Below are 13,776 nucleotides of genomic sequence, written 5' to 3' on the forward strand. Positions count from 1 at the left end.
TAGATCAGGTCCGGCAGGAAATATTGAGGTTCGGGGTCGTCGATGGAAGAATTGCTGCCGTATTACGAGCGCGAATTATCGTTTTTGCGGCGCTATTCGCGAGATTTCGCCGAACGCTATCCGAAGATCGCCGCGCGGCTCGCGCTGTCCGGCGAGCATTGCGAGGATCCGCACGTCGAGCGGATGATCGAGTCGTTCGCGCTGCTCGGCGCACGCATCAACAAGAAGCTCGACGACGACTACCCCGAATTCACCGAAGCGCTGCTGGAAGTGCTGTATCCGCACTACCTGCGGCCGTTCCCGTCGTGTTCGATCGCGCAGTTCACGCCGGCGTCGCCCGGCCAGCAGACCGAACCGGTCGTGATCGATCGCGGCACCGAGCTGAAGAGCCGGCCGATCCGCGGCGTGCAGTGCCGCTTCCGCACCGCATATGACGTGACGCTCGCGCCGATCCGCATCTCGGAGGCGCGCTACATGCCGGTCGCGCTCGCGCCGAGCGCGACGGTGCTGCCGTCCAACGCGACGGGCGTGATCTCGATCACGTTCGAATCGCTCGCCGCGCAGCTCGATCTCGGCGCGCTGAAGCTGTCGACGCTGCGCGCGCACCTGCATGGCGAGCAGTCGTTCGTCGCCGCGTTGACCGACTGCCTGTTCGTCAACGTGCTCGGCGCGTATGTCGAGCCCGAGCGCAACGGCCGCTGGACGCCGCTGCGCAAGCTGCCGATCGCGCACGCCGGCTTCGACGAGGACGACGCGCTGATCGACTACCCGGCGAAGTCGCATCCCGCGTATCGGCTGCTCACCGAATACTTCGCGTTCCCCGACAAGTTCGATTTCGTCGATTTCGACCTCGCGGCGATCGCGCGCGCGTCGGGCCGCTGCCAGCGCGCGACGCTGCATCTGGTGCTGCAGGACGTGCGCAGCGATTCGCACGTCGCGCGGCTGCTCGAGCTGCTGACCGCCAGCCATTTCCGGCTGTTCTGCACGCCGATCGTCAACCTGTTCCGCCAGCACGGCGAGCCGATCCGCATCACGCACCGCGCGGTGTCGTATCCGGTGATCGCCGAAGCGCGCCGCGCGTTCGCGTACGAGGTGTATTCGATCGATTCCGTGAAGCTCGTGCGGCAGCAGGCGCATGAGGAATCGGTGATCGAGTTCCGGCCGTTCTATTCGCTGCATCACGGAGAAGCGGCGCGGATCGGTCATTACTGGTTCGCGCGCCGCAACGACTGGGTCGCGCGGAAAAGCCCCGGCTACGAAACCGAGATCTCGATCGTCGACATCGACTTCGAGCCGACCTCGCCGCAGACCGACACGCTGAGCCTCGATCTCACCTGCACGAACCGCGACCTGCCGTCGATGCTCGCGTTCGGCCTCGAAGGCGGCGACCTGTTCCAGGAAGGCGGCGCGCAGACGAGCGGCATCTCGCTGCTGCGGCGCCCGACGCAGAGCGTGCGCTTCGAGCGCGGCCGCGCCGCGCACTGGCGGCTCGTATCGCACCTCGCGCTGAACCACGTGTCGCTGGTTGCGCACGGGCTCGCGCCGCTGAAGGAAATGCTGACGCTGTACGACCTGCGGCGCACCGCCGTATCGATGCGTCAGATCGACGGCCTCGCCGGCATCGAGCAGCGCGGTGCCGTGCAGTGGCTGCCCGGCAAGCCGTTCGCGACGTTCGTGCGCGGCATCGAGATCCGCCTGACGATCGACGAGGAGCACTTCGTCGGCGCGAGCCTCGCATCGTTCGTGCGCGTGCTCGACAGCTTCTTCGGGCTGTACGTCCACCTCAACAGTTTCGTTCAACTAGTCGTGGTGTCGAAGCGCACCGGCGAGGAGATCATCCGATGCAAGCCCCGAACCGGCGAATCGATCCTGGCGTAGTCGACGCGCTGCTCGACGAGCCGCACCGCTTCGAGTTCTTCCAGGCGGTGCGTGTGCTCGAAGGACTGTTCGCGCGGCAGGCGTCCGATGCACCCGGTGCTTGGCGGCAGGGCGACGTCGTCGCGCAGCGCATCGAATTCCGCAACACGCTGTCGCTCGGCTTCCCGCCGAGCGAGATCGAGGGCGCCCGCTCGTTCGACGACGGCGGCACGCCGCTCGATTCGGGCGAGCAGCGCGGTGCCGCGCTCGCGGCCGGCGAGCTTGGACACGTCGAACTGACGCCCGCGTTCTTCGGGCTGCTCGGCGGGCAGGGCGCGCTGCCGCTGCACTACACCGAACAGATCGTCGCGCGCGAGCACCTGAAGCGCGACCACGCGGCGCGCGCGTTCTTCGACGTGTTCTCGAACCGCGCGACCGCGCTGTTCTATGCGGCGTGGAAGAAGTATCGGCTGCCGTTCCATTACGAACTCGATCGCGACGAGCGCTACCTGCCGCTCCTGCTCGCCATTGCCGGCGTGCCGAGCGACGAGGTGCGCGACAGCCTCGCGGCCGGTGCGGGCGGTGTGCTCGACGAGGCCGTCGCCGGCTATGCGCTCGCCGCGCGGCACCGGCCGATGTCGGCCGCATACCTGCAGCGCACGCTGTCCGACTACTTCCGCGTGCCGGTGAAGATCGACCAGTTCGTCGGCAAGTGGTACGACGTGCCGCCCGACCAGCTGAGCGTGCTCGGCGAGGTCAACGCGGTGCTCGGCGCGACGGCGCTCGTCGGCGAACGCGTATGGCAGCGCGACATGCGCGCACGGATCGTCGTCGGCCCGCTGTCCAAGCGCGACTACGAGGCATTCCTGCCCGGCGGGCCGCAGGCCGTCGCGCTCGAACGGATGCTGACGCTGCTCGCGGGCGTCACGCTCGAATACGAGGTGAAGCTGGTGCTGAAGCGCACCGAAGTCGGCGCGAGCGTGCTCGGCGCGGGCTCGCGGCTCGGCTGGGACGCGTTCCTCTGCACGCGCGACGCGGTCGACGACCGGTCCGATGCCCGCTACGAACTGCACGTGATTCACTGATTCCGAACGACAACAACACGCAATCGAACCTGAGATCGACGCCATGAGCACGCCTCTGAAGACCCTGATCACGAAACTGAACCCGCTGTGCCGGCACGCGACCGAGCGTGCGGCGAGCGCGTGCCTGGCGCGCGGCCATTACGAGGTCGATCTGGAGCATCTGTTCCTCGCGCTGCTCGACGAAGCGACCGGCGACCTGCCGCTCGCGCTGCGCGCGAGCCGCGTCGATCCGCATGCGCTGCATGCCGATCTCGAGCGCGAACTCACGCGCCTGAAAACAGGCAACACACGTACGCCGGTGTTCTCCGTGCATTTGATCGCGCTGTTCGAACAGGCATGGCTGATCGCGTCGCTCGATTCGCAGCTCGGGCGCATCCGCTCGGGTCATCTGCTGCTCGCGCTGCTGACCGCGCCCGATCTCGCGCAATTCGCGCAGCGCATGTCGTCGCAGTTCGCGGAAATGAACGTGACGGACCTGAAGCACAAGTTCGACGAGATCATGATCGGTTCGAGCGAAGCCGAGCCGCGCCAGGCGGACGACGAAGGCAGCGACGTCGCGCCGGCCGCAGACGGCGCGGCGCCCGCGGCCGGCCCGTCGAAGACGCCCGCGCTCGACACGTACACGACCAACCTCACGCAGCGCGCGCGCGACGGCAAGATCGACCCGGTGATCGGCCGCGAAGCCGAGATCCGTCAGGCGATCGACATCCTGATGCGCCGCCGCCAGAACAACCCGATCATGACCGGCGAGGCCGGCGTCGGCAAAACGGCGGTCGTCGAGGGCCTCGCGCTGCGGATCGCGGCCGACGACGTGCCGCCGCCGTTGCGCGGTGTCGCGCTGCACGTGCTCGACATGGGGCTGCTGCAGGCCGGCGCGAGCGTGAAGGGCGAGTTCGAGAACCGCCTGAAGAGCGTGATTGACGAGGTGAAGAAGAGCGCGCACCCGATCATCCTGTTCATCGACGAGGCGCACACCATCATCGGCGCGGGCGGCCAGGCCGGCCAGAACGACGCGGCGAACCTGCTGAAGCCGGCGCTCGCGCGCGGCGAACTGCGCACGATCGCCGCGACGACGTGGAGCGAATACAAGAAGTACTTCGAGAAGGATGCGGCGCTCGCGCGGCGCTTCCAGGTCGTGAAGGTCGAGGAGCCGAGCGAGCCGCTCGCGGCCGCGATGCTGCGCGGGATGTCGGGCCTGATGGAGAAGCACTTCAACGTGCGGATCCTCGACGACGCGATCACTGAGGCCGTGCGCCTGTCGCATCGCTACATCAGCGGCCGCCAGCTGCCGGACAAGGCGATCAGCGTGCTCGACACCGCGTGCGCGAAGGTCGCGCTCGCGCACAGCGCGACACCGGCTGCAATCGACGACACGAAGAAGCGCATCGAGCGCATCGACGCGGAAATCGCGTCGCTGGAGCGCGAAGCGGCCGGCGGCGCAGCGCACGACGAGCGGCTCGGCGAGCTGCGCGGCGCGCGCGACACGGCGCTCGAACAACTGGCGAAGGATGAGGAGCGCTACGAAGCCGAGCGCGTGATCGTCGCCGAGATCACCGAACTGCGCGACGCGCTGGACAAGTCGCGCGGCCCGTCGGAAGACGGCGCGCCGGTCGACGTGCCGGCCACGCGCGAGAGACTCGCCGAACGCGTCGCGGCGCTGCACGCGCTGCAGGGCGGCGAGCCGATGGTGCCGCTGCAGGTCGACGGCCACGTCGTCGCCGAGATCGTCGCCGCGTGGACCGGCATTCCGCTTGGCCGGATGGTGAAGGACGAGATCGACACCGTGCTGAACCTGCAGCCGCTGCTCGCCGCACGCGTGATCGGCCAGGACCATGCGCTGGAAGCGATCGCGCAGCGCGTGCGCACGGCGACCGCGAGCCTCGAGGATCCGAACAAGCCGCGCGGCGTGTTCATGTTCGTCGGGCCCTCGGGCGTCGGCAAGACCGAGACGGCGCTCGCGCTGGCCGACATCCTGTACGGCGGCGAGCGCAAGATGGTCACGATCAACATGAGCGAGTACCAGGAAGCGCACAGCGTGTCGGGGCTGAAGGGTTCGCCGCCGGGCTACGTCGGCTACGGCGAAGGCGGCGTGCTGACCGAGGCCGTGCGCCGCAATCCGTATTCCGTCGTGCTGCTCGACGAGGTCGAGAAGGCGCACCCGGACGTGCTCGAGATGTTCTTCCAGGTGTTCGACAAGGGCACGATGGACGACGCCGAAGGGCGCGAGATCGACTTCCGCAATACGCTGATCATCCTGACGTCGAACGTCGGGTCGGCCGCCGTGATGCAGGCGTGCCTGAACAAGCCGGCCGAGGAGCTGCCCGATCCGGACGCGCTCGCCGACGCGTTGCGCCCGCAGCTGTACAAGACGTTCAAGCCGGCGTTCCTCGGCCGGATGAAGGTCGTGCCGTACTACCCGATTTCCGACGACGTGCTGGCCGAGATCATCGAGTTGAAGCTCGAACGGATCCGCCGCCGCATCGAAGCGAACCACAAGGCCGCGTTCGAGTGGGACGAATCGCTCGTCGAGGCGGTGCTCGCGCGCTGCACCGAGGTCGACTCGGGCGCCCGCAACGTCGACCATATTCTGAACGGCACGCTGCTGCCGGAGATTGCGGGCCACGTGCTCGGCCGGATCGCCGACGGCGCGGCCATCGCGCGCATCGCGGTGCGCGCGGACGAGGCCGGCGAATTCGCCTATACGGTCGAATGAGCCCCCGCACGCGACATCTCATGCATCAACGGATTCACTGAACCATGCCGATCAATCTCCCCGAGCTGCTGACGCCGATCAGCGACGCGTCGCCCAGCGGCGACGACCTGTTGTTCTCGAACGAATTCGACGCGATCCAGGACGCGCGGCGCTATGACGATCCGACGCTCGACCAGGGCGAGTGGGTGACCGAGATCAAGGAGGCCGACTGGGGCTTCGTCGTCGATCACGCGGGCGAACTGCTGCGCACGCGCACGAAGGACCTGCGGCTCGCCGTGTGGCTGACCGAGGCGCTCGCGCTCGAGGACGGCATCACCGGCCTCACCGAAGGCTACGCGCTGCTGGAAGGCCTGTGCCGCGATTACTGGGACACCGTGCATCCGCTGCCCGAAGGCGACGATGTCGAGTACCGGCTGGGCAACGTCGCGTGGCTGTCCGGCCGTACCGCCGAGCTGCTGCGCGGCATCCCGGTGACCGAAGGCGCGTCGAACGCGTTCACCACGCTCGACTGGGAAGTCGCGCAGCATGTGGCGCAGGCCGTGAAGCGCGACCCCGAACACGCCGACGACATCGCCCGCGGCAAGCCGTCCGTCGAGCAGGTCGATGCGTCGCGGCGCGTGACGCCGATCGCGTTCTACTCGACGCTGCTCGCGAACCTGAAGGCGTTCGAAATCTCGCTCGACGCGTTCGAGGAGCGGCTCGTCGAACGTGCGGGCGATTCGGCGCCGAGCTTCCGGCAGGCACGCGACGCGTTCGAGACCGTGTACCGGCTCGTCGAGCGCTTCGCGCGCGAACAGGGCTATACGGGCAGCGCGCCGCATGCGCCGTCGGCGCCGCAGGCGCAGCCCGAGCGCGTCGAGCCGAGCTTCGGCGACGCGTTTCACACCCAGGAGACCCATGTGCAGTCGCAGACCGCTCCGCGTCCGCCGGCCACGCAGATGATCGCCGGCATCCAGAACCGCGCGCAGGCCGTCGACCAGCTGCGGGCGGTCGCGCGTTACTTCCGCCAGACCGAGCCGCACAGCCCGGTCGCGTATCTCGCGGACAAGGCCGCCGAATGGGCCGACATGCCGCTGCACAAGTGGCTCGAGAGCGTCGTGAAGGACGACGGGTCGCTGTCGCATATCCGCGAGTTGCTCGGCGTGAGGCCCGACGAGCAGTCGTGAGCCACGGCTGGCAGACCTGAGAGCGCGGGCCCGGCGGGTTCGCGATGAACGAGAAGAAGGGGTGACGAATGAACGTGACCGAACTGGCGCAGGCGATTCGTGGCGGCCTGATTCAGCAGGACCGCCTGCTGAAGACGGACATCCCATCGCTGCCGAACAATGCGCTCGTGCCGCGCCGCGCCGTGATCCGTTCCGAGCTCGGCCGCGATTTCAGCGTGGCGCTCGATCTGGTTTCCACCGCGAGCGACGTCGAGCTCAAGACGCTGATCGCGCAGCCGATCACGCTGTGGATCCAGCAGGCGGACAAATCGTATCTGCCGATCAACGGTTATATCCATACAGCGCGTCGGCTCGGCGCCGACGGCAGCCTGTCGAGTTACCAACTGCGCTTCGCGTCGTGGATGCACTTCCTCAAGTTCCGCAGCGACATGCGGTACTGGCAGGACAAGCCGGTCGACGCGATTCTCTCCGATGTGTTCGACAGCCATCCGCAGGCCAAGGGCCGATACCAGTTCGCGCTGTCGAAGCCGCTGCCGTCCCGCTCGTACTGCCGCCAGAGCGAAACCGACTGGAACTTCGTGCATCGGCTGATGGAGGACGAAGGGCTGTTCGGCTTCTGGCGGCACAGCGAGGACGGGAACGCGCACACGTTCGTCGTCACCGACGACCTGCATGCGGTCGACGCACTGTCGCCGAATACCGTCAGGTTCGATCGCTCGGGCAGCGGCACCGAAACCGCCGGTTTCACGCAGTGGGCCGCGTCGCGAACGTTGCAGAGCACGCAGCACACCACGCGCACGTTCGACTACAAATCGCCGTCATCGGCGGGCAATCCGAACGGCACGTCGCTGCCCACGAAGGGCGGCCAGGGCGACCTGCCGGGCCAGACGGAAATCTACGAATACACCGGCGCGTACACGTATCCGGGGCAGGACCGCGGCGAACATCTGTCGAAGATTCGCCTCGAGGAGTGGGAGTCGCGCGCGAAGCGTTTCTTCGGCGTGGGCGGCGTGCGCGGGATCGATGCCGGCCGGCGCTTCACGTTGGCCGATCATCCCGAGCACGATCGCGATGCGGCGAGCGATCGCGAATTCGCGGCGATCGGCGTGACGCGCTACATCGAGAACAATCTGCCGGTCTCCGATCACGAAGCGAATTTCCCGCATAGCCTGCGGGACCAGCTCGCGCAGGCGAAGGCAGGTCACGGGAAGGCCGCGGGGTTCGAAGTCGGGCATGACGACGGCTCCGCCGGGTTCTATCTCGTCGAGGTCGAAGCGCAACGCGCGAGCGTGCCGTACCGCAGCCCGTTCGAGCATCGCAAGCCCGCGATGCAGCTCGAGACGGCCATCGTCGTCGGGCCGAAGGGCGAGGAGGTTTATACCGACGAGCTGAACCGGATCAAGGTCATGTTCGTCTGGGATCGGCAGAGCGAAGGCCGCGAGACCGCATCGTGCTGGATGCGCGTCGTGCAGTCGGATACCGGTGGCGGTTATGGCGGCGTGCACATTCCGCGCGTCGGCGAGGAAGTGCTGGTCGGATACATCGGCGGCGACTGCGACCGGCCGATCGTCATGCATCGCGTGTACAACGGCGCTGCCAAGCCGCAATGGCACAGCGACGGGATCCTGTCGGGCTTCCGGTCGAAGGAGTACGCGGGATCGGGGCACAACGAGATGGTGCTCGACGACGCGACCGGGCAGAACCGCGCGCGCCTGTTCAGCAGCAGCGCGAATTCTCTGCTTCATCTCGGTTATCTGATCGAGCAGAACGGCAACACGCGCGGCGCGTATCTCGGCTCCGGTTTCGATCTGCGCACGGATGCGTACGGGGCGATGCGTGCCGGGCAGGGGTTGTATGTGACGACGCATCCGAAGCAGGCGAACAGTCAGCCGCTGGACGTGAGCGAAGCGAAGCAGCAACTGGGCAACGCGGAAGGGCTGCTCGAGTCGCTGTCGCAGGTCAGCGAGATGCATCAGGCGGAGAGTCTTGGCACCGGTCACGACGCGTTGAAGCAGTTTGCGGATGCGACGCAGAACAGCGTGGCGGGCGCGACGGCGGGCGGCGGCAGGACTGGCGGTGGCGGGACGGGGAATGCGAATGCGTTCAAGGAACCGGTGATGCTGTTCGCGAGCCCGGCGGGGATCGGGGTGGCGTCGCAGCAAAGTGCGCACATCGCTGCGGATCGGCACGTCAATGTCGTGAGCGGTCAAAGCACGCATGTTGCCAGCGGCAAATCGCTGGTGGCGAGCGTCAAGGAGAAGCTCAGCCTGTTTGCGCAGAACGCGGGGATGAAGTTCTTTGCCGGGAAAGGCGCGGTCGAGATACAGGCGCAGAACGACAATGTCGAGATGGTCGCGCAGAAAGCAGTGAAGCTGCTGTCCGCGACCGCGACGATCGAAGGCGTCGCGAAGGAGGAGATTCTGCTGACGTCAGGCGGTGCGTATGTCCGAATCAAGGGCGGCAACATCGAGATTCATGCGCCGGGGAAGATCGACGTGAAAGGTGGTCAGCACGCGTTCAGCGGGCCGACGAGCATGCACAAGACGTTCAAGGCGGAAGGCAAGAAGGCGGATATGCGCATTCGCTATGTGGATGCCGATGGCAACGTGCCGCACGGCGAGCCGATCAAGTTCACGACCGAGGACGGGACCGAGCATAGCGTCGCGCTCGACGCGGAAGGCAAGGCGGAATTGAAGAACATCGATTTTGACGAGTTCGTGGCCAGTCAGGTCAAGCGGATGGGAGAGTGAACATGGGTGGCAAGGCGCTTGTTCAACATAACGTTTGTATTGATCTGCCAGGGGAGCCGGTCAAGTGCGCTGCCGAGACGGAGTTGACGGTGCTGTTGCGCAAGCATCGGGACGTGGTGTTCGACATCAAGCTTCAGCCGGGTGCGGCGTATACCGTCACCACGACACATCCTGATCGGCCCACTGGGCGCTTTTATGACACCAAGCAGAAAGCGAATGTCGGCAGGACGACGTTCAAGGATGGGGAACCATGCCACATCTGGCTCGGCCGTACTTTCGAAGGAAGTTTAATTCTTACACAGGGCGAGAAAGTACTCGGACGTTATCCGATTAGCAAGCTTGATTGCACGAAGGGTTGTACAGACGATCCGAAGGACAAGCCCGCCCCCATGCTGATCATTCTGCACAATAACCAGAGTCTCGCGAAAGAATTGAGCGCGGTCGGGAACGTGTTCCCCGAGGCTCAACATTCTGCGACATCGATACCGTCAAGTGGGAAAGGTTCCATAGGGTCCGGCAATGCCGGGGCGAGGTTACTCAATCCTTCGCAATATGCATCGGCGCCGGTACCATTTTCGGAAGCTAAAGCAACTCGGTCGAGAGACGTATTGCCGACGGTCCATGCGTTCAAAATCAAACAGACCAGCGGGTCGATGGTTCCTGCTGAACTCATCGCGTTCTTTGCGAGCGGGGCGGAGTCATTCAAATGGGATCCGCTCGACACGCTTTCCAGAAATTTCCTTACTGCCCAAATTGCAGGCGGACTAGCGTATGGATGGGATACGTTTGGGCCAAATGGTCCATTGAAGAGATTCTGGAATCGGGTGTTCATCATCGTACGGAACTCAAATGGGGAATTCACGATGTTCTTCCAGACTTCCAGGAAGGAAAGGGATCTGTTGGGCTTTCTTCTGACGACGTATCGGGCTAGATCGAATGACGTGCAGGTCATGACGCTATTGGGCGGGACGGGGTCTCTCTCATCGGGTACGCGTGCAACTTGGGAGGCAGCGAACGCCGCGATCAATCTTAAGACGATGACCGGAAGGGCGATGGGGTTTGCCATCGCCATGGATACAATGGCGTGGATGCAAGACTACGAAACGATAGGCAAGAATGGCAAGAGGAAGCAGGATTTTGCGAACCTACTTGCGACAATCGGGATCGATGTAGCACAGATGTGGCTCGCGACCGTTGCAGCAACCGCGACGATTTCGTTTGTCTTCGCTGGCGGGGCCATGGTTGCTGGTGCGGCTATTACAGCGCCGGTTTGGATGATCGCAGTGGGAGCCGTCCTGATCACATGGACTTTTAGTTACATCGTCGCTGCGCCGTTTAATCAAAAGGACGAGAACGAGCAAAAGATTGGTGATCATTTTGCCAACGTGATTCGCCGAGCCGGCGCTTTTCTGGAGCAACAGTTGGCGAAAGATTACCCCGCAACCTACTCTGAGTCGAAATGGGAAGTATTTCCAATGGGAGCAATACCTTGAGGCCGGCTGAGCGGGAATATTTATATGATGGTGGTCCCAAAGTGCAAGTCAGAACGAGAATCGATGACCATGCCAAGCTTGCAATGATCTGTGGGGTTCTTGGTCTTGTTCCATTGGCACTTTACTGGATTGCATTCAAAGCATTTCGTTCCTCGAACCTTCCGTGGAAAATTGCTTTGGCGGTCGAATTGATCTGTCCGATAGTCGTCTATACACACTATCTACTGAATCGTCGCACGAAGCGATTGTATTGGGAGGGCGCCGCGGCTCTCTTCGGAGCATTGCCAATCTGGATGGTCATGGGGTCCCATTGGCTATTCTATTTCGGCTTTGCTCCGATTCCGACTCGAATTCGTGCAGCCACGCTTTTGTTTTGTATTAGTGTCACCGTGATTTCGATGGTGGTGACTTGGAAAAATTATCGACGTGCGACAGAGCAATTAGGGTTGATTCGTCAGGTGATCGTTGTCGAGCCGGATACGATCGTATTTCCCGATGCGTTGGATCGTGGCGTCTCAATGTTTCGGCGCTCATGGCATTGGCTGCCGGCTCCGCCTATTTGGCTGATTTCGCTGATCGGCTCGGCCGGGACAGCATATGCCATGTTCGCGGGCCGTTTGTATGAAATATCGGGTGGCCCGCACATACTGTTTATTATGCTTTCCATCATCGGTTTTCCGTTTTCTTGTCTCATAATCGGGCATTTTTTTGTGCGGCTGGCATATTTCCACATTTATCTGCCACTCAAGCTGGAGCATGAAACTGGAAAAAGGGTCATTCTTGGCCCGTAACCGGGTGGTCATTTGTGGCAGGTGGTGCGGGGCATGTCTCTGCACCGCCGCCTCGAAGCAGGAAACATCAGGGATTGGGCCGGTGGCTATTTGTTGGGAGACAAGGTTTCGGCAAATACGTCCCCTTGGCGCCAGCGTGAGGACGACGGGGTTTAGACTAGTCAATATGAAATCGGACGTTGACGACGGCTCGCCGATAGATTTGCACAGAACTGTGGCGGTGATCGGATTGGCGATCGGGATGCTTGTGGCCGGTATCTATTACGTATTCTCGCAGCTAGGCGTGGTGACGCCCTGGATATGGAGGGTGATGGTGGTCGCACAGTGCTTCGTGTCGATTGCATTGTATGTCCACTATCTAATGAATCGGCAATCGCGAAGACTCTGGGTCGAAGGCATCGTCTCAATGATGGCGCTGGTTCCATGGTTGATGATTGCATTCATTTGGTTGTTCTATGTGTCGTATATTCCGATGCCTGCCTTCCTGAAGGTTTCGGTGGTGCTGGTGTGCTTCGCCATTATCGGGTGGCATGCAATCATGGTTCTTTCGGATTTTCGGCGCGCCGCGAAGAAAGATGCGGTGTTGAATACGATTTATCACGACGATGGCAATAATCTGATTCTGCGTCATTCGTGTGGTGGCTACATTGATCACTTGACGTCGAGGACTCCATTGAAAGGAGCGTTGATGTCGGTGGTCGCGTATTCGATTCCTTTTGCCGCGGCGATTGGATCGAACACGAACCATATCGCAGGCGAAATCGTTGGGCCGCACGTGTTGTGCATAATATTGTCGCTCCTCGGATTTCCGATGTCGGTCTCGATCATCGGGAATTTCTATGTGCGAAATTTATTTTTTCGAGTGTATTTGCCCCTGAAGCTTGAGCGTCAGACCGGCAAGAAGGTCATTCTCAGACAATGACCGGCGACTCGTCCTCATCGAGTTCTTTCAATTTGCGATTCGCTTGGCACGTGTTCTCGGACCCTCGCGGCCCGATCGTCCGGATCGGTCAGGGGCTCGTCGTGTTTGCCGTGCCCGCCGTATTCGTCGCGGCGCGGATATGGACGGCGCTGTCGACGTATTCGGATTTGCTGTTGTTCTCCACGGTGCTGCTGATACCGTGCGCGCAGCTTCTCGCCGGCCTTGCCGTCACGAGCAGCCTGTTGATGATCGGCATGCCGCTCCGGCTGGAACGCATACACGGGAAACCGGTCGTCCTGACCAATGATTGAAGTAGTGAGGCTGCCAGTCGGCGATGGCGCGACTGCAGTCGCGCGAGGGCGTAGCGGGGCGGCGTGGTGACACGCCGTCCGCATCACGAACCACTGACGCGGTTCCGTGCGCGCGGCGCCTTTCGCTTCACCGCGTGATTCGGGCGATCCTCGATCCACGGCAGCAGCGCAATGCCCACCGCACACAGCATGAACCCGGCGACCACGGCGAACAGACCGAATCCGACTTCACGCACCCATGCTCCGCCCTCGACCGCTTCGTTGCGCCGGGCAATGCCCGGAAACATCGGCGAAACGCGCAGGCCATCGTCCGCAGCCGCATTGCAATACGTCTTCGTGAACGCGGCGAACTGTTCGCGGCTGAGGTTCGATGCGGCCGAACGCGAATATACCGGCGACCCGGCAGGCTGCCACGTCGTGTCGTAGTGCCGCGTCGGTCCGGCGCCATAGCGAAAGACAGCGTGCGCCTCCCATATCGCGTCGGATTTGCCATATCGGAGAGACAACTCGCATCGCTCGACGGAGGCGGGGACATGAGGCCACGCGCGAGCGCGAACGAGGATGGCTGAATTGATGGTACCAGCGACACCCATCAGCACGGCGCTTGCACCGAAGAGCGGAAGAATCACCGATCGCAAACAGCGCAGCGCGAATTTCACTGGAATAACTGGATTAAATAGCCCGCCGA

At 63.3% G+C, this 13,776-nt stretch carries 10 protein-coding genes; 9 read left to right on the forward strand and 1 reads right to left on the reverse strand.

Going from position 1 to position 13,776, the window contains the following annotated elements:
- The first annotated feature begins 42 nt into the window (after positions 1 to 42).
- From tssF to C7H84_RS12665, 9 genes are all read left to right on the forward strand, one after another.
- A complete protein-coding gene (gene tssF / locus C7H84_RS12625; RefSeq protein ID WP_121859109.1) occupies positions 43 to 1,878 on the forward strand; it encodes a type VI secretion system baseplate subunit TssF in 1,836 nt (611 codons plus the stop codon).
- Positions 1,842 to 2,942, forward strand: a complete 1,101-nt coding sequence (gene tssG, locus C7H84_RS12630) for a type VI secretion system baseplate subunit TssG (RefSeq protein ID WP_121859110.1) — start codon at positions 1,842 to 1,844, stop codon at positions 2,940 to 2,942. Before tssF ends, tssG begins: the two co-directional genes overlap by 37 nt.
- Before the next feature lie 43 nt (positions 2,943 to 2,985).
- Complete coding sequence (tssH, locus tag C7H84_RS12635; protein ID WP_121859111.1) at positions 2,986 to 5,655, forward strand: type VI secretion system ATPase TssH; 2,670 nt, start codon at positions 2,986 to 2,988, stop codon at positions 5,653 to 5,655.
- A gap of 44 nt (positions 5,656 to 5,699) precedes the next feature.
- Complete coding sequence (tssA, locus tag C7H84_RS12640; RefSeq protein WP_121859112.1) at positions 5,700 to 6,821, forward strand: type VI secretion system protein TssA; 1,122 nt, start codon at positions 5,700 to 5,702, stop codon at positions 6,819 to 6,821.
- A gap of 68 nt (positions 6,822 to 6,889) precedes the next feature.
- Positions 6,890 to 9,571, forward strand: coding sequence for a type VI secretion system Vgr family protein (locus tag C7H84_RS12645; protein ID WP_121859113.1), 2,682 nt, complete (start codon positions 6,890 to 6,892; stop codon positions 9,569 to 9,571).
- 2 nt (positions 9,572 to 9,573) lie between these two features.
- A complete protein-coding gene (locus tag C7H84_RS12650) occupies positions 9,574 to 11,064 on the forward strand; it encodes a hypothetical protein (protein WP_121859114.1) in 1,491 nt (496 codons plus the stop codon).
- On the forward strand, positions 11,031 to 11,855 hold the full coding sequence (locus C7H84_RS12655; RefSeq protein ID WP_240462023.1) for a hypothetical protein: 825 nt from the start codon (positions 11,031 to 11,033) through the stop codon (positions 11,853 to 11,855). The genes C7H84_RS12650 and C7H84_RS12655 overlap by 34 nt, the downstream gene beginning before the upstream one ends.
- On the forward strand, positions 11,821 to 12,777 hold the full coding sequence (locus tag C7H84_RS12660; RefSeq protein WP_162999270.1) for a hypothetical protein: 957 nt from the start codon (positions 11,821 to 11,823) through the stop codon (positions 12,775 to 12,777). Before C7H84_RS12655 ends, C7H84_RS12660 begins: the two co-directional genes overlap by 35 nt.
- Positions 12,774 to 13,088, forward strand: a complete 315-nt coding sequence (locus C7H84_RS12665; RefSeq protein WP_162999271.1) for a hypothetical protein — start codon at positions 12,774 to 12,776, stop codon at positions 13,086 to 13,088. The genes C7H84_RS12660 and C7H84_RS12665 overlap by 4 nt, the downstream gene beginning before the upstream one ends.
- A gap of 83 nt (positions 13,089 to 13,171) precedes the next feature.
- Here C7H84_RS12665 and C7H84_RS12670 read toward each other — a convergent pair whose 3' ends face one another.
- Complete coding sequence (locus C7H84_RS12670; RefSeq protein ID WP_162999272.1) at positions 13,172 to 13,747, reverse strand: DUF3592 domain-containing protein; 576 nt, start codon at positions 13,745 to 13,747, stop codon at positions 13,172 to 13,174.
- Positions 13,748 to 13,776: the final 29 nt, after the last annotated feature.

Source organism: Burkholderia sp. Nafp2/4-1b (genome assembly GCF_003635165.1).
Lineage (GTDB): Bacteria > Pseudomonadota > Gammaproteobacteria > Burkholderiales > Burkholderiaceae > Burkholderia.